We start from the raw sequence: 16,544 nt of genomic DNA, 5'->3' as shown, positions 1-16,544 counted from the left end.
GTCACTTTTCGCGGCGCGACCGTCGGAATGCACCGCCAACATTGATTCACCTGTGGGGCCACGAGAAGGGTTGGACACGAGGGAGCCGGTGCTGCATGCCGGGGTAGCCCAGGGTCCTACAGGTCCGGCGCCTCAAGTCCGTGCGACAAAAAGCCACACCATCCCCTATCCGCGATATCCGGGAACGGCCGCGGAGAAGTTCGCGGAGACTCAATCGCCCTCGAATGTGAACGGTGCGCGCAACCCCATGATGTTCCTCGTGCTTTCCGTCGCAGTCTCTAGAGAGACACCGGGAACGGGTTCGCACAGGGCTTCATTCAGGGAGGCGGCTCCCCCCTCGTGGAAAACCGCCATGGGGCTTCTATGGGGGAACCCCAAACCTGTTCATCCCCCTGGGCTTCACCGATCGTACGTGTCGCACCTGCGCGCTGAGCGCTATGTTTCCTCAGTGCGAAACGCCCCGCGCCATTGGCTGGCCCCGCTTGTCCCATTGCTCTTCACGCCGTTCATCGCCTGCAAATCGATCAAGACCGGCGCCCGCGAAGAATTCGGAAAGAAGCACAGCTGCCCCGAGGACCGCGTCACGGTGCAAGCGCGGTCAGACATCAAATGGAGCAATGTCGTTCTAGGGAAACCGTCGCTTCCCTCACCACCGGAGGAGGGTGTGGCTCCCATCCTGATCATGCTGCGCGCCGAACGTCGGCCCTGTGCGGTGCAAGCGTGAGGTGCATAGCTTCGTCCCACCGCTCCGAGAGCACCAGGGCGCGCAAGTCCAGGATGTGCTGGCCAGACGCCTCCTTCCAGCGGGCGCCAGGGCGCTTCATGCGCAGGGAGACGAGAGACTTACAGGTGGCCTCCACGTTGCCGCTGCCAATGGGCAGTCCCCGCGCTCGCGCCTCGGCATAGTGCATTCGCTCGCCGTGGTTCTCCAGGTAGGTGAGGGCCTCATGCACCGGTTGGCCGTCACCGAGGACGACGTGCCGCTTGCCGCTGGCGTGCAACGCCATGGCAATGGTCCACGCCGCCCCGGGCGTATTGAGCAGGGACAGCTTCCACTTCTCACGCAGCACGGAGGCCTTCTCTTCCCCAGCCACCACGCGCGCCGCACTTCCGAGCTTCTCCATCAGGTGCCAGAAGTCCACCAGGCGCACCGGCTTCTTGGCCGAGGGGGCATGGGTGGCGAGCGCCTCGTCCAGCAAGGTGTGCAACTCGGGAGCGCCATCGGTGAGGACGGCGACGTAGAGGCCGCGCCGTCTGGAAACCAGGGCCTGGACGTCGCGGGCCAGGCGCTCGGCAACCTCGCGGGCCTCGCCCCGCGGCATCCGCCCGTAGCGGAGGGTGCCCAGCGCTTCGCCGTGGGCGTCATGGAAGGTGAGGCAGGCGGCGTAGGCCATTCGCCAGACGACGTCCACCCGGCGCGTGGGGGCGCCCTTGCGAGGGCGGCCCACTGGCCGCTTCTTCGGCTCCTCCATCGGCACCGCCACCCTGTCCATGCTGACGCTCACACTCCGGGTGCCTCGGGGCACTCGCTGCGCCCGGGCCAGCGCCGCCTCCACCCGGGGCCGCTGGCCACCGTACAGCGCTCCCACCTCATGCCCCACCCGCTCGAAGGAGGCGCGGCAATAGGGCAGCACGCCCACCTGGCGCGCCGTCGCTTCTGCCTCCCGCGAGGTGCCCCGCGCCAGCAGGTACGCCATGGGCACCGCCGCCTCCGGCAACCAGCCGTCCGCCACGCACCCGGCTTGGACACTGATGGTGTCCACCGTGAGGCCATTGCGCTCGCCCACCCGCCGGTAGAGGCTTCTCTCTATTTCGACGGGCCCTTGCCGCGTCTTGTACGTCGCCGGGTACCGGCCGACTCGCACGTAGGGCTGGCCTTCGATGAGGACTCGGGCCGCGTCGACGTCGAGCCCTCGAAGCAACCTCCGCTTCAGCAACCGTTCCGTCTGCTCCGCTCCCGCATTCACCTCCTGCCACGCGGCGTCGAACGCGGCCAGGTCCCCTCTGCTCGCCCCCTCCACCCCTCGGTGGGCGCGCTTCAGCGTCTCCTCCAGCGCCTTCACGCTGTCCTCGAACCCTTCCGGCACTTCGATGGTGACCTTCGGCATCGTCTGGTGTCCTCCGGTGGCACAACCCGCCAGAAACCTCTCATTCTGCCGACCACTAGGCACCCGGCGAGCCCCCTGCCTGTTTGCTCACTCGTTGCTCAGTTCCAGAGCCACACCCCCGGAGGAGGTGGCGAAGGACCCTGCCCGCTTGGCCAAGTGGCGCCAAGATCGAGAAGCGCAAATGGCAGCCGAACGCGCGCGATTCGATGCATGGGAGGTCTTCGAGGCAAAAGGGTGCGGTCATCATGACCTGATGGCCTGCTATCACCCGCCCGCGCCCGACAACGCCGTCTATCCGGGCTTGGTCACCTGCGACAGCCGACCCTTCGATGAGGCGACTGCCAAGGCCCTCTAGGTATCTTCAACCAGACGATGATGGTTCTCGAACGACCTCATTCACGGCTCGGATGAATCCGCCGCGAGTCGCGGGTTCATCGGGCACCGCCATGGCATGCGCCGCTACCGACCTACCTGCCGGTTCCTTCGAGCAGGCCCGCTCTGACGCTGTGCCGGCGACCGCCCGACAGCCCTCAACTGCAGGCTATTGAGTGCCCGGGGCGGCCGCTGCGCCAGCGCACCACCCCCAACGGCCTCGTCGACGAAATGACCGAGCTGCGGCAGGCGCTTCGCTTGGGGCTGGACTACTACCGCCTCGGCCCCAAGCGGTGCTCAATCTTCCCGGCGCTCCCAGGTGCCCGGCTCCATCAGCCGAGTCGTGAATCAGGGCTTCTGCTGGGTCGCGGCGGCCTTCATCCGCTCGAAGCTCGCGATGTATTCCTCCAGCGTCCCAAGCCCCACGGCGGCGCGCCGCTCGTTCACCTTCTCCGGGTCCTCCAATTCCTTGGGCACCATCCATCCATTCACCTCCTCCAGTTGGGTGGCGTAGCGCTGCGGCTTGCTGATGTTCACCAGCACCCGGTCCGTGAGGTACGACTCCTCACTCGCGAAGCCCCACTGTCAGTGCCGCATTGAGGCGTTCCTCCGCCAGGGCGTGCGCCTCCCGTGCGCATGCCGTGTTATGCCGCTCCGCTCAAGACCTTCCGTCACGGAGCAAGTCATGCGAAGCCTCCTTCTCTGGACCCTGCTATTGTTCTCCACGACGGCCCTGGCAACCGAGACACGACTGGTCGTGAGGGCTCGCGCCCGGGACGGGAAGTTCGTCGGGACGTCGATGGGGGGCGTGCGGGTGGTGCTCCGGGATGCGCAGTCCGGCCAGGTGCTGGCCAGCGGTGTCACCGCCGGCTCGACAGGCAATACCCAGACGCTGATGAAGCAGCCACAAGCGCGGGGGGCGCCGCTCGCGGACGCGTCCTCCGCGAAGTTCACGGCCACCCTGGAGCTCACCGAACCTCGGCTGGTGACCGTGGAGGTGTCCGGGCCCCTCGCGCAGCGGCAGGCACTCGCCACCAGCACGACCCAGCTCTGGATGCTGCCCGGCAAGCACCTCGATGGCGATGGCCTCATCCTGGAGCTTCCCGGCTTCGTCATGGATGTGGTGACCCCGTCAGCCCACGAGTTCTTCAAGCTCCCGGCCGACAAGAAGCTCACCCTTCCTCTTCGCGCCAACCTCACGCTCATGTGTGGCTGCCCTACCGAGCCCAAGGGACTCTGGGACTCCAACCGGTATGAGCTGGAGGCCACGGTGAAGCACAACGGGAAGCCGCTCACCCAGCTCCCCCTGAAGTATGCCGGGAAGACCAGCACCTTCGAGGCAGCGCTGACCGTCCAGCAGCACGGCATCTACGAAGTCACCGTGACTGCATACGACCCCGTCACCGGCAACACCGGAGTGGACTACACCACGTTCATCGTCGAGTCGTGACGGAAGCTGCCCCGGTGCGGTCGGCCTACAGGGCGTGAGCTGACGGAAGCGATGCACCACGACCGTGCGGGACGAGCAGTCGCGGCCGGCTCCGGACCTGGCCGACCACCAGACTGAGGCGCCCGGCCCCAGCCAACTCCGGGTGGCCGATATCGCGCACGAGCCCACCTCGGGCGGCTTCCTCTACCTGGCCGTGGTGATGGATGGCTGGCGCCGAAGAACCGTCGGATGGGCCATGCCCCCCACCAGCGGGCCGAGCTTGCCCTGCAAGCGCCTGGGATGGCTCTGCGGCCAAGGCGGCCAACTGGTGCCATTCACCGCTCGGACCAGAGTGCCCCATACACCTCGCTCGCCTTCGGCCTGCGGTGCCGGGGAGCCGGCGTGCGTCCCTCCATGGGCAACCGGCGGCACTCCGCGCTCGGCTGCGAATCGCCCGGCCGCCTGATGACCCAAGCCCGGAACGCGCTACGGAGCCGGGGCACTTCACTGCCGCGGTGGTGACCGACGGCGACGTGAGGCAGGCGATTCCCTGCTGCCACCACGGTGGCAGCAGGGTGGCAGTACTTCATGCGTCTCACCTCAACCGGGGACGCACCCGATGTTCACTCTTTCGATCAACTGGTTCGCGGTTCTTCTCTCGGCCGTGGCGCTGCAGCTACTCGGCGCGGCGTGGTTCATGGGTGTCATCCCGAAGCCGTATGCGCGGGCGCTCGATCGCACCGACCTCGTGGGCCGTAAGCCGGAGCCAATCTTCATCGCAGGGCCTCTGCTCTGCGGACTCGTGGTGACGATGGCGAACGCGATTCTGCTGCGCTCGTTTCACATCGACGCGATGTCGAATGCGCTCGTGTTCGGAGCCATCAGCGGAATTGGCTATCTCGTTGCCACGGTGTTCAACGTGGCCATCAACCCGAACATCCCGCGGCCGGTCCTGTACGGTGCCATCAACGCTCCCTACTTCCTGCTCAGCAACCTCGTGAGCTGCGCGATTCTTACGGCCATGGCATAGTACAGGGGACGCATGCGACGCGCTGACCGGTTGTTCGAGATTCTGCAGGTGCTGCGGCGCGCAAAGGGACCGATGACAGCCAGTGCGATCGCCGAGCAACTCGAGACGAGTCAGCGCACGGTTTACCGGGACCTCTCAGCGCTGATGGCGCGTCGCGTACCGGTTCGAGGAGAAGCAGGTGTCGGCTACGTGCTCGAGCGCGGCTTCGACCTGCCTCCGTTGATGCTAACGCCGAGTGAAATCGAGGCGGTGGTGCTCGGCGCACAGTGGGTCGCGGCCAACGCAGACATGACGTTGTCGGCAGCAGCGGGAGATGTGTTGGCGAAGGTCGCGGCCATCATCCCCGAGCACCTGCGCGAGCTGGTCGACGACCCGGTGGTGGGCACTCCGCCAGCGAAGCAGCGGAATCCGGACGGCACCGTCGACCTGAGCCGACTGCGTGAGTGGTCGCGGAAGCAATTGAAGCTCCACATTCACTACGCCGATTCGGAAGGCACAACGAGCAAGCGCACGGTGTGGCCAATCCTCGTGGGCTACGTGACCGGCGTTCGCGTGTTGATCGCCTGGTGTGAGCTGCGCCAGGACTTTCGGATCTTCAGGACGGAGCGCTTGCTCAGCGTGAATTTCCTCGACGCGCCCTACCCCGAGCGCCGCTCTGTATTGCGCCGGCGCTGGGAAGCACAGCTGCGTCAAACGAAGTAGATTGGCGCGACCTGCGCCTACCCAGAATTCGGTCGCTGCGGCATGGGTGCGTCAAGCCCGGTCCACAGTGCGCCAAGGCGCGTGATCATCCGCCCACATGGACCGCGCTGCGAGCCGCAGGGCTGCCTGGAGCGCCTCCATCACCACTCGCCGAGTCAGGCCCGGCGGGAGGAGCTCGGCCCCAAGCAGGTGGCCTGATGGCGGCCACCCCGGCGTCTCAACAAGCGGATGCACAACAGGAGAGGCGCGTAGTAGTAGGAGACAATGGCTACCTGGAACGCAATTTACATGCACGGGGAAGTACCCACCGGCTTCCGTCCGGACGACGTGGGAACGTGTCCGATACGCCATGTATCGGGCTGGGTCGAGTTACAGCTGCCTGGCGTTGACGATGGTGAGTCCACCGCGCTCGCTCTGTCAACGCAGGTTCCTGGCCAGGTCATCTGGGTGCTCATACAGACTTCAGCCGATGTGATGAGCGTCATGCACTGCGAAGACGGCCAGGTACGACGCTGTATCGTTTTCGAGGAGCATGGTTGGACCCGTGTAGAGGGAGCCCCGGAGCCATGGGAAGCATGGTTGTTCTCGGATGAGGAGCTCGAGGCCGCGAAGGAGAGCTCTGATGAGGAAGACGATACAGCGCTCCTGGAGGCGTTCGCGCGCAAGACGCTGAGGGTTGGAGATGCATTGCCCCAACCACGCGCGTGGGGGATGTTGATGCACACCCTCGGGATGACCGAGGCCGAGTTGGATGCTGCGCGAGCGGCTTCGGTCATCGGGAGTGTCGAGGGACGCAAGGTCTCAAAGCTGGCGGTGTTTGCGCGAGCCACGCTGCTCGGGGGCGTTGCCTGCCTCTTCGGCGCAATTATGTCTCTCGGAAGAGCGCGTGCAGATTGGCTAGGTTTCGCGTTCGCCTTGATGTTCCTTGCCTTTGGGGCAGGGTTCATCCGCCGCTCACATCTCGGCCGGTGGTTCCTCTGACACGTTGTCAAGGAGCGGAGTGGAGCTGATAGCGGCCCTCGGTTGTCCGGGTCCGATTCGTTGCAATGGATGAACCAGCCCTCCGCATCGCGCTGGGCGACAACTTCGGCGGTGTCCCCCGCCCTCTGCCACTGTATCAAGGATGGGGCAAGGCCACGTACGGCAGTGCGTCGCGGCGAGGAAGCGACATCGCGACCGTCATCACGGCGGCGTGCCAGCCGCCCCCTGGCGCGCGAGGCGCAGCAGCTCCACGTCAGCCCCGGCGCCGCTCCGCCTCTCGGAGAGAATTGCGTGTGCGGGGGGGGCTCCGCAGCGCCCCCGCCCCTTCCGCGGCCTCGTGGAGCTGCCGGCCCACGCGAGGTCGCCGCCAGCGTCCAGGGCTGGCGACTCACGCGGCCGCCGCGCCCGCCTCATCCTGCCGTGGCGCCACCTTCATGGGTTGCGCCCGTCCATACGTGAGCGAGCGCCACAGCCACTCCGCGGGGCCGAAGCGGAAGCGCGTGAGCCACCAGCGACTGAAGACCACCTGCACCACGAAGATGCCCAGGCTCAGCAGGATGACTCTCGACGGGGGCAGCTTCGCGATGAGGCCCAGGCCCCAGCCGTTATAGATGCATACGCTCACCACCGACTGCATCAGGTAGTTCGTGAGCGCCATGCGGCCGACGGGCATCAGCAGGTTGAAGAAGCGCTGGCACCATCCGCGCCGGGCCAGCAACGCGAAGATGGCGACGTACGCCCCCGCCAACGCCAGGAAGCCCACCTCCTGGATGCCCCCCAGGGGCCACGTCCACGAGCTGGAGCTCGCGTCCAGCAACCCCGACCGCCGCATTTGCCCGATGACCAGCAGGGTGCCATTGCCAATCGCGCCCAGGAACAGGCCCCAGAACAGCATCCGCAGGTGCACGCGGCGGTTGCGCTCGAGGTCTTGGAGCAACAGGTAGCGCCCCGCCAGCAGCCCCAGAAGGAAGCGGCCCAGGACCGAGCACATCCACGTGATTCGGTTGATGCTCAGGTACGAGTCCACGTTGAAGCGCGCCGTTCCCGCCAGGGAGGTCCAGAACGAGTCGCTCGAGAGGGCCTCCAGTAGCTGCGTGCGCCCCGCCATCATCAGGGCCTGCCTCGCCTTCGCCGCCTCGGCCGCCGCTTCCGCCCCGTACATCCAGACAGGGACGAGGCGCATCAGCGCCGGCACCACCAGGGGCACCACGCCCAGCAACAATACCGCCCAGATGAGCACCGTCCTGTTCGAGCTGTTGCGAAACAACATCAGCGCGAAGCCCAGCAGCGCATAGGTCTCCAGCACGTCCCCACACCAGATGGCGTAGTGATGAAACGCGCCAATCCCCAGGAGCACCAGCAGCCGCCGCGAGTAGAGCTGGAGGATGGAGGTGCCACGCGCCTCCGAGCGCGCGAACTGGATGCTGAAACCCAGCCCGAAGAGGAACGTGAACAACGTCATGAACTTCTGATTGATGGTGAAGTCGTAAACCGTCCTGAGGGCAGCCTCCAGGAACGGCGTGTCCAGGGCCAGGAGCTGGTCCCGCTGCATCATGGCCCGGCCGCTGAACCACGTGATGCTGTTGGAGACGAAGACACCCCACAGGGCAAAGCCGCGAAGCGCGTCGAGCAAAGCGACTCGCTCGGTGGCATCCACGGGGCGAGCATCGAGAAGTGGCGTCGGCGTAGGCGAAGCAGTCTCTGACATGTATCAAGCAGACGCCGCGCTCGCCCACCCGTCAACCCTCCCCCCTCACCGGTCAACCTTCCGCGCGGCCCGGTATCTCGTCCGGCTCCGGGAAGCGATGGACCGGGAGAGATGCGTCTTCGTCTTCTCCGCCAAGCGGAAGAAGGAGGCCGTGCTCCGGATTCTCGAGGGCGCGGGACTCGGCGCACTCTCGGGGTGCTGCGTGTCACCGCGGCGATGCTGAGCGAGTGGCGGGAGAAGCTCCTGGACGGAGCCGAGGCGAACCTCAAGAGCCGGGGGCAAGAGCCGGCGAATGACGAGGGGCTGCGCCTGAAGACCATGGTGGGCGAGCTGATGATGAAACACGAGCCGTTGGCCGAGAAGGCGCGGCTGCTGGAGATCTACGCGCCGGGCCTTCCCTGAGGCAGTCGAGAGGCGGAGCGCCACACGCTTGCGTTCCAGTGGCAGGTCGTACGGGCTGGCGCTCGCGACGGCGACCTGGAGCGTGCCACGGTGTACCGGCACCGCGCACGCCGCCAGGCCGAACCCTCTGCGCCAACCCGACGAGGCCCTGCTGGCCGATATCCGCGCTGTGCTGGCCACCGCTCCCTTCCTGGACGAGGGGTACCGCGAGGTATGGCCCCGACTGCGAGCCCGGGGTGTGCGTACCTCGAAGGCCCGCTGCCTGCGACTGATACACCAGGCGGGAGTGCCGGCACCGGGCCGCGCCCACCGGGTGCTGGGGCCGCGCCACCACGACGGCACGACTATCACCGACGCGCCCGACGTCGTGTGGGACACCGACGCCACCCGAACTCGGACGGCGCAGGAGGAACGGGCCACCGTCTTCACCGCCATCGAGCATGCCACCGCCGAGCGTGTCGACATCGATGCAGCCCTGGTGGGAACTCGCTTCGAGGCTCGCGAGCCCACTCGCCAGGGCGTCAAGGCTCGCTTCGGCGCGTACAGCCAGCGCCTGGCGACGGGGCTGACCACCCGCCACGACAGCGGCAGCAAGTACATCTCGGAGGCCTTTTAAGGACGAGCTGCGCTCTTTGGGCGCCGAGTCCAACCCGTCCCCGCGTCGACCTGCTGCGCCGTCGCGTGCTGTGCACCGTCTGAACCTACGGTCCACACGAAGGGCGGGAGTGCTCCCGAAGCCGGTGACGCTCACGACTTGCCTCGTAGTATCGTCTGAGTGAACTCAACGAGACTCACGAGCCGAGCAGCCCACATGCGCGCAACGACAGGCAGGACGTTGGGGATGGCAGGCGGGTGGATGTTGGCTGTCACCCTGGGGGGGGCTTCACCTCGCAGGATGTGGACGGCGCGAACAACCCTCCTGGGACGAAGCTCGTCCGGAGCTACATGCTGGTGCCGGCCCTGGGCGAGGAGACCCGATATACCCTCCAGGTGGAGGGGCACGAGCCCTTGCGAGTGGTCTGTTCGGGGGAAGAGGGAGAAATCGAGGAGTCTCCCGACAAGAGCCGCCTGGCCTTCTGGTGCGGAGAGAAGCAATGGCGCGTGGTTTACAAGGTCAAAGACAAGCTCATCGAGGAGTGCCCCCCGTATCCGATGGGGGGCACGCTGGATTGGAGCGTGGCCAAGGACTTCAAGACCAAGGCGCCGGAGCTGGTCCGCTGCACGAGCTTCTCGAACGTGTCTCGGCTCTACCGGCAAGTGGCCACGGAGTCCGAGCTGAGCAGGTTCTTCGTTCAATCATTTGGAATGACGGAGCGGATCGGCGCGAACAAGGACATCATCTATTGGGATGATGATTGGCTGAACGAGCTCGTCGCCTCGTCTGAATCCATTCAGGGACAGGTGCGCGAGGGCCTCAAGGTCCGGTTCTCGCGTCCAGACAGCACCGTGGACGCCTCCGCGCTGACGGCCCTCCTGTCGACGATCGGCGCGTCCACGGAAACGGAGCCCCTGCTGCACTCCATCTTCTTGAGGACCGTGGCGCAGGAGCCCCGTGCGCACTCGCTGGCGCCAGCCCTGGCCTGGGTGCACCATCGATTGGGGGATGCCGCCGCCACGCGTTATGCATGTGAAGCCATGGATTTGCATTCGCTTCAGGCACCGGGGCTCCTCTTGCTGGCGCGCTCCCAGAAGCCTTGCGAATCTTTTGATGGTTATGTTGCGTCGAAGCTGGACGAGCCCTCCCTGCTCTGTAATCCCCACATCCAATGCAAAGGGGCGGAGTGCGAGGTGGCCTACCGCATCACAGAGCCCTTGCCGCACCAGCTGACCCAGGCGGAGTGGGATCAAGTCGTCGTCCTGGCCGCCGTCCAGCGCAAGCAAGTTCCCGCCTGGTTCCCTCGGGCCATCCGGCGTCGGGATTATGTGTTGGAGATGCCACAGTCACTGGCCTGCGCGGCGGCGAAGCCAGGCACGCCTTGCGCATGCGACGTCAAGGTGTGTGAGCAGGTCGGTCCCGAGGCGGGACGGACACCGATGGGGTGCAAGCTGGCGTTCGACGACAAGAGGAGGCGCATCCGGGTGCTGGCCCCATGACGCCAGCCCCTTACGGCGACCCTCGGGACCTTCGTGAGGCGAGGTGTTGCCACTGCGTCTTCGCGAGCTCGGCGAGCTGGTCGGCGCGCTGCCCCCTCCCCTGTGCCTATCCAAAATCCAGTCGCTGCGTCATAAGGTCGTCCGGCAGCGACTGGCGGGACGGGAAGCACCGGCGGGCGCCGAGGAAGGGCAGCCAGGCGCGCTTGCCAACACGCCCCTGGCACTCCTCCCATTCGCGAATCGACACCGCGTCCAGGCGCTGGCCGCGTCGATGGCCCGCCGCCGCCAGCTTCGAATGCCTCATCGTCCGGCGAGAACACAGGTGCTTGAGCAGCTCCTGCTCGCGCCCCCGCGGGCCTGGATGAGGTGGCTCTTGAAGATCGTCTCCTGGGAAATCTGCATCGATGGCTCCTGTGGAAACACTCGCGGGAGGGATCCAGAGAGCTGCTCAGGCGGCCAGTCCTCCTGGAGCTTGCTGGTGACGAACCATCGCAACCGTGAGTGCACCACCAGGCAGCAGCTACCTTGACGCGCACCGGCGTGAAGGGACGAAGCCACCCTTCGCAGCGAGTACACCGTGGACGACTCCTGACATGCGGTCAAGTGCCCGACCGATGCCACTCAGCGACTGCGGGGCCTTCCACCTCCTCCAAATTCCGGCGCTCTGGTCCGCTGAGAACTCCTGGCGCCTTCTCGCCATGAAGTGTTCCAATCAGCGAGCGGATGCTGTTGAGTCGTTCCCTTGCATCCTAGCAGTACGCCAGCGAGGACTACCGCCGGTTGCTCGACAAGCGAGGCATCGAGTGCGGCATGTCGCGCGAGGGCAACTGTTGGGATGACGCGGTGGTGGAGAACTCTTTCTCCACGCTGAAGCTGGAGCTCGTCTATGTCAGTCGCTTCACGACGTGTGAGCAGCCCACGCCCACCTGATGGTGATTTGACAGTCACGAGAGAATCCAATCTACTGCCTCACTGGAGCGAGCACCCCTAAACTCCAAGCCCAGAGAAGGAGTGAACATGAAAGTGCTGTTCTACATCGCGGTGGCACTGAGACTGTCCAATCCGAAGAAGCTGACGCGCCCCTACCAGGCGATGACGCCCGGCGGCGCGTACGGAGACTGACCAGAAGCCGTACCGTCGAATCGGCCAGGGGCGAATTCATGCTTCTGGCCGGTTCTCATGGACTGTGCTTCGGCCGTCCGTGAGGAGAGTGTTTGCATGACCGCGCCCCATGGAGAGCCTCCCGGTCCAGAAGGGATGTGGGGTATCGCGAATCTCGCGGACTTCCATGCCGACCCGCTCGGGTTCGTGACCCGTTGCGCCCGGGAGTTCGGTGATGTCGTTCGGTTGGGCCAGAACAACTACCTCGTCTGCCATCCCCATGACATCGAGTCCGTATTCGTCAACGGCCAGCGGAGCTTCGCGAAAGCGACCGGCCAGAAGCCGTCCTCGCCCAAGACTGGCTCATACCATTTTGCGCTGATGCACACGGATGGGAAGGATTGGCTTTATAAGCGAAGGCTCCTCCAGCCGCTGTTCAAGCGTGAGCGTGTCGGCGCCAGCTCGGAGTCGATCGTCGCGGCCACAGAGGCGATGATGGCCTGCTGGCGCCCCGGGGAGTCGCGCGCGATAGAGGGCGACGTCGCGCCTCTTGCGGCCCGGTTGGTGGGACGGTTCCTCCTGGGCTCGGAGCTCAGTGACACCGAGGTCTCGCGGGTGACTTCCTTCCTGGCATGGAGTTTCCGGCCACTCCCAATTCGGATACCGAGCTGGCTCCCGACGCCTGGAAGCCTTCGGTTCAAGTGGTCCGTCAGGCAGTTCGACCGGGCAATCTACGGCCTGATAGAACGTCTCCGAGAGCGGAGCCGTGGCTCGTCCAATCTTCTCGAGCTCGTACATCAGGCTCGCGATGGGGAAGATGGCTGTCTGGCTCCTCCGTGGTATCCCCGCGACGAGGTCGCAATCATGCTCCTCGCCGCACATCAGCCAACGGCCATCGCACTGGCCTGGACGCTCTACCTGATGGCGCTGCACCCAGAAGTAGACGAGCGTGTGGCAGCCGAGGTGAGGCACGTTCTTGGGGAGCGACACGCCACGGCAGAGGATCCGGACCGACTGGTCTACACGTCGGCGGTCATCAAGGAGTCGATGCGGCTCTATCCGCCAGTATGGATGACGGCCCGGGAGTCGCTCCAGGAATGTGAAATCGGAGGCTACCGGATTGCCGCAGGCGTCAGCCTGGCGCTGAGTCCCTGGGTTCCTCACCGGGACCCGCGGTGGTTCGCAGACCCCGATGCCTTTCGCCCGGAGCGATGGCTCGACGGCTCGCTCAAAGAGCTTCCGAAGTTCGCATACGTTCCCTTCGGTGGCGGAGCGCGCCTCTGCATGGGGGCTTCGCTCGCGAAGCTGGCGCTGGTGCTCGTCATCGCGACGGTGGCCCGCCGCTACCGCCTCACGCTCGCATCAGGCGCGAAGGTTCGCCCTCTCGCGACCGCATCTTTCCTCATTCCCCAAGGGGTCCGTCTGGTGCCAAGGACTCGGCTCTGATTCACGGCTCGGAAGAATCGGCCGCTGCCGGTGGGCTGAAGTTGCGTGAGCCGGCTGGAGCTGAGAGGTGCGCTCAGACTTGCATCAAGAAGATGAGGCTGCAGCCGAGGTGGCGGAAACAGAGGATGTTCTCCAACTTCACCGCAGAGCGCGTGAGGAGACGGCGGACGTTCTGGAGTCAGGTCAAGAGCCGCTCCACCTTCCAGCGTCAACGGTGTCGACGGAGCGCATGTCCGTCGTTCGTCTGCGCTTACTAGGAATCCGCGGTGCGGAAGTATTCTTCTGACCTGAGCGCTCCTCCATCAGGAGCACTGAAAGGATGAAGCATCATGCCTGGCCGGAAGTCCTTCACACACACCTTCGTCACCGTATTGACCGTCGTCGGCGCACTGACATGGGCCGGGGACGCATCGGCGGCCCTGAAGGTAGCGAGCTGGAACATCCAAATCTTCGGTCAGCAAAAAGCGAAGAATGCGGACGTCATGAGGGTCATCGTGGACACCGTCAAGCAGTACGACCTCATCCTCGTTCAGGAGGTTAGAGACACGACCGACAATGCGACGGCGGCCCTCCTGAGCCAGGTCAACGCAGCAACTGGCAACGCATACAATCTCCTCGTGAGCAATCGTCTGGGCCGGGGAAGCGCGAAGGAGCAATACGCCTACCTTTACAGAAAGAGCGTGCTCAAGGTGGTCGACGCCTACCACTATGCCGACCCCGACGACCTCTTCGCACGTGAGCCATTCATCGTGAGGTTCCGTACCACCAAGGCGAACGTGAAGGAGTTCTTTGTCGTTCCTCTCCATGCGGCCCCCGAGTCGGCAGTCGAGGAGGTCGGCTCCTTGGTCAAGGTCTACGACGATGCCGTGAAGCGTTGGAGCATCAAGAACGGCGTGATGATGGGTACCCTGAACGCAGGCTGCGCCTATTTTGCCAAGAAACACTGGAAGACGAATCCCCTGCGGTTGGACTCGCGGTTCACCTGGCTCATCGGGGATGATGCCAACACCACCGTCGGCCAGCAGAGTTGCCCTTACGACCGAGCCGTCGTGGCAGGCGATAAAATGCGCGCAAATGCCAAGCAGGGCCTCACCGCGCATGTGAGCGAAAAGCTCAACCTGAGCATGGAATTGATGAGGGAGGTGAGTGACCACTATCCGATCCAGTTCGTCATCAACTGAGAGAGCTGCGAGCCCGAGCCCCGCGGGAGACAAGGTGCTGCGGCGCGGGGCGATGGTGGGCGAGCTGATGCTGAAGAACGAGCTGCTGGCCCAGATGGCGCGGCTTCTGGAGGGCAACGCTCCGGGTCTTCCCTGGAAGAACTCGAGAGGATGAGCGCCAGGCGGTACGGGCTGGCGCTCATGACGGCCACCTGGCGTGTGTCGCGTGCCACCGTGTACCAACACCGCTCCCGCCATCAGGCCACGGCCCTTCCGGCAGCCCAGGGGGCCCCCAAGACGGCACTGACGGACGAGGCGCTGCTGGGGACCATCCGCGGAGTGCTGACTGCCTCGCCTTTCATGGGCGAGGGGTACCGCAAGCCGTGGCCGCGGCTGCGCGCTCGGTGCGTGCACACTCCGAAGGCCGCTGCCTGCGGCTGATGCACCAGGCAGGGCCCGCGGGGACAGGGCTCACGCCACCACAGTGGCACCATGACCGCCAAGGCACCGGAGGTCATGCGGGCGACCGATGCCACCCGCCCCCAGACGACGCTTCAGGGGCAGGCCACCGTCTTCATCGCCGTCGACCGTGGCACTGCCGAGTGCGTCGGCATCCACGCCGCCAAGGTGGGGAGCCGCTTCGAGGCTCTCGAGCCCATTCGCCAGGGCATCAAGGCTCGCTTCGGTGCGTCGTACGGCCAGGGTGTGGCTCTGGGGCTGGCCATCCGCCACGACAACGGCAGCCAGTACACCTCCGACGTCTTCCAGAACGAGCTGCGCTTCCTGGGCGCCCAGTCCAGTCCGTCCTTCGTCCGCAGCCCCGAGGGCAACGGCTGCGCCGAGCGCTTCATCCGCCCCCTCAAAGAGCAGCTGCTCTGGGTGCGCACCTTCTCCACCGTGGAGGAACTGCGGCAGGCCCTGCTGGACTGGGCTCACCGCTACAGCGAGCACTGGCTGCTGGAGCGTCACAACTTCCTCTCGCCGAGTCAGGCCCGGCGAGAGTTGATGCAGTCGAGGCAAGCGGCCTGATTACGACCAACCTCGTGTCTCAACAATCCGGTGCGGTACAAAGCAGGCGGCCGGGTTACGAGCAACCACGCGCCTCAACAATCCAGTGCGGTACAACACCACAAAGACGGCGCAGCTATTCCAGACTCATCCTGTGGGAGGCGTCAAGCCTCCAATCAGGTGCATGAGGCGTCCGGAACATCGAACTCACCCCACATATTGGTTCCCGTGTTCTTGCACCGCGTGGGACGAGCAAAGTACTTGCCGTTGATAGTCGCTGGCGTCTTCGTGCACGCCTCTTCCCAGGAGCCATTGATATTCCAGAGAATGGCAGAGTACTGCCGCTTGCCGACTGCGGAGCAGCTATCCTTCCTGAACTCCCCCCAATTTGCCGACTTGCCGTCTGTGGACGGGGATTGCGGCTTCGAGCCTTCGATGAAGACGTAGGCGCAGCTCTCGAAATGACTGGGCTCCTTTGGATTCTTGGGTACCAACGCCCACCGGAGCGCCCAATTTCCCGGCTTTATGGTCTCAGGAATGGTAATCGTCCATTCAGCGCTAGACTTGGGATGCGCCACCTTCACGCAGTCTCGCTTCTTTGTGACTAAAGCCTCAACCCGCGTGATGTTATTCGGATCACGAAACTCAACCACGCATTCACCCTCGTGCGAATCAAGGACATAGAACTCGAGCGTCAGCTTGCGCCCTATTTTCGTTGGCTGCCCGGTGACGTGCTTCCTGCCGTGGCATAGCCCCGCCTTGTTCACGTGAGTCGTCGTGCCATCGAATGGCGGGGGATACCTGAGAACACTGTGCGCGAATGCCGCGGCAGGAATACAGGCGACCCAAAGCGCCAGAAACACAGGAGAGAACAAGTGGCTCATGAGGGCGGATACAGGCGAGAGTGGGAAAGCTGAAAGGCACGACACTTACGTAACTCCTCGCCGTGCCCCGTCCCGGCACCGAGTTGACCTGCCCCGCCCCCCCCGGTCGCACGGCGGGA

15 protein-coding genes and 2 pseudogenes are annotated in these 16,544 nt (G+C 65.1%); 12 read left to right on the top strand and 5 right to left on the bottom strand.

The window, feature by feature from the left end; translation table 11 throughout:
• Nucleotides 1-680: 680 nt before the first annotated feature.
• Complete coding sequence (locus tag VZL07_RS23190; RefSeq protein WP_426749794.1) at nucleotides 681-2,108, bottom strand: ISKra4 family transposase; 1,428 nt, start codon at nucleotides 2,106-2,108, stop codon at nucleotides 681-683.
• 720 nt (nucleotides 2,109-2,828) lie between these two features.
• Nucleotides 2,829-3,029 (bottom strand): annotated as a pseudogene (locus VZL07_RS23185) (DUF6624 domain-containing protein); the annotation flags it as partial.
• Between the two features lie 136 nt (nucleotides 3,030-3,165).
• Here VZL07_RS23185 and VZL07_RS23180 point away from each other — a divergent pair.
• The 4 genes from VZL07_RS23180 (at nucleotide 3,166) to VZL07_RS23165 (ending at nucleotide 6,622) form a co-directional block, all read left to right on the top strand.
• Nucleotides 3,166-3,930 (top strand): hypothetical protein, encoded by a 765-nt coding sequence (locus tag VZL07_RS23180; RefSeq protein WP_426749793.1) that lies wholly within the window; start codon nucleotides 3,166-3,168, stop codon nucleotides 3,928-3,930.
• 598 nt (nucleotides 3,931-4,528) lie between these two features.
• On the top strand, nucleotides 4,529-4,939 hold the full coding sequence (locus tag VZL07_RS23175) for a DUF1761 domain-containing protein (RefSeq protein WP_426749792.1): 411 nt from the start codon (nucleotides 4,529-4,531) through the stop codon (nucleotides 4,937-4,939).
• 12 nt (nucleotides 4,940-4,951) lie between these two features.
• Nucleotides 4,952-5,641 (top strand): helix-turn-helix transcriptional regulator, encoded by a 690-nt coding sequence (locus VZL07_RS23170; protein ID WP_426749791.1) that lies wholly within the window; start codon nucleotides 4,952-4,954, stop codon nucleotides 5,639-5,641.
• Between the two features lie 264 nt (nucleotides 5,642-5,905).
• The gene (locus VZL07_RS23165) at nucleotides 5,906-6,622 is read left to right on the top strand and encodes a hypothetical protein (RefSeq protein WP_426749790.1); all 717 of its coding nucleotides are present in this window, start codon (nucleotides 5,906-5,908) and stop codon (nucleotides 6,620-6,622) included.
• A gap of 388 nt (nucleotides 6,623-7,010) precedes the next feature.
• Here VZL07_RS23165 and VZL07_RS23160 read toward each other — a convergent pair whose 3' ends face one another.
• Nucleotides 7,011-8,279 (bottom strand): DUF418 domain-containing protein, encoded by a 1,269-nt coding sequence (locus tag VZL07_RS23160; RefSeq protein ID WP_426749789.1) that lies wholly within the window; start codon nucleotides 8,277-8,279, stop codon nucleotides 7,011-7,013.
• A 246-nt stretch (nucleotides 8,280-8,525) separates the two neighbouring features.
• Here VZL07_RS23160 and VZL07_RS23155 point away from each other — a divergent pair, with 246 nt between their 5' ends.
• From VZL07_RS23155 to VZL07_RS23145, 3 genes are all read left to right on the top strand, one after another.
• Nucleotides 8,526-8,732, top strand: coding sequence for a hypothetical protein (locus tag VZL07_RS23155; RefSeq protein ID WP_426749788.1), 207 nt, complete (start codon nucleotides 8,526-8,528; stop codon nucleotides 8,730-8,732).
• Between the two features lie 82 nt (nucleotides 8,733-8,814).
• The gene (locus VZL07_RS23150; protein ID WP_426749787.1) at nucleotides 8,815-9,348 is read left to right on the top strand and encodes a hypothetical protein; all 534 of its coding nucleotides are present in this window, start codon (nucleotides 8,815-8,817) and stop codon (nucleotides 9,346-9,348) included.
• A 236-nt stretch (nucleotides 9,349-9,584) separates the two neighbouring features.
• Complete coding sequence (locus VZL07_RS23145; protein WP_426749786.1) at nucleotides 9,585-10,826, top strand: hypothetical protein; 1,242 nt, start codon at nucleotides 9,585-9,587, stop codon at nucleotides 10,824-10,826.
• A gap of 106 nt (nucleotides 10,827-10,932) precedes the next feature.
• Here VZL07_RS23145 and VZL07_RS23140 read toward each other — a convergent pair whose 3' ends face one another.
• Nucleotides 10,933-11,130: a hypothetical protein gene (locus tag VZL07_RS23140; RefSeq protein WP_426749785.1), complete on the bottom strand. Its 198-nt coding sequence runs from the start codon at nucleotides 11,128-11,130 to the stop codon at nucleotides 10,933-10,935.
• Nucleotides 11,131-11,579: 449 nt separating this feature from the next.
• Here VZL07_RS23140 and VZL07_RS23135 point away from each other — a divergent pair.
• The 5 genes and pseudogenes from VZL07_RS23135 to VZL07_RS23115 form a co-directional block, all read left to right on the top strand.
• Nucleotides 11,580-11,741: pseudogene (locus VZL07_RS23135) on the top strand (IS3 family transposase); the annotation flags it as partial.
• A gap of 303 nt (nucleotides 11,742-12,044) precedes the next feature.
• A complete protein-coding gene (locus VZL07_RS23130; protein ID WP_426749784.1) occupies nucleotides 12,045-13,373 on the top strand; it encodes a cytochrome P450 in 1,329 nt (442 codons plus the stop codon).
• A gap of 329 nt (nucleotides 13,374-13,702) precedes the next feature.
• Nucleotides 13,703-14,554 carry an exonuclease/endonuclease/phosphatase family protein gene (locus VZL07_RS23125; protein ID WP_426749783.1) on the top strand — a complete coding sequence of 284 codons (852 nt, stop codon included), beginning with the start codon at nucleotides 13,703-13,705 and terminating at the stop codon, nucleotides 14,552-14,554.
• A 150-nt stretch (nucleotides 14,555-14,704) separates the two neighbouring features.
• Nucleotides 14,705-14,974, top strand: a complete 270-nt coding sequence (locus VZL07_RS23120) for a hypothetical protein (RefSeq protein WP_426749782.1) — start codon at nucleotides 14,705-14,707, stop codon at nucleotides 14,972-14,974.
• A 75-nt stretch (nucleotides 14,975-15,049) separates the two neighbouring features.
• Nucleotides 15,050-15,562 (top strand): integrase core domain-containing protein, encoded by a 513-nt coding sequence (locus tag VZL07_RS23115; RefSeq protein ID WP_426749781.1) that lies wholly within the window; start codon nucleotides 15,050-15,052, stop codon nucleotides 15,560-15,562.
• Between the two features lie 155 nt (nucleotides 15,563-15,717).
• Here VZL07_RS23115 and VZL07_RS23110 read toward each other — a convergent pair whose 3' ends face one another.
• The gene (locus tag VZL07_RS23110; RefSeq protein WP_426749780.1) at nucleotides 15,718-16,425 is read right to left on the bottom strand and encodes a hypothetical protein; all 708 of its coding nucleotides are present in this window, start codon (nucleotides 16,423-16,425) and stop codon (nucleotides 15,718-15,720) included.
• Nucleotides 16,426-16,544: the final 119 nt, after the last annotated feature.

The organism is Pseudomyxococcus flavus (genome assembly GCF_050038885.1).
GTDB classification, from domain to species: domain Bacteria; phylum Myxococcota; class Myxococcia; order Myxococcales; family Myxococcaceae; genus Myxococcus; species Myxococcus flavus.
The sequence above is the reverse complement of the archived record's forward strand: the minus strand, read 5'-3'. Positions and strand labels throughout refer to the sequence as shown.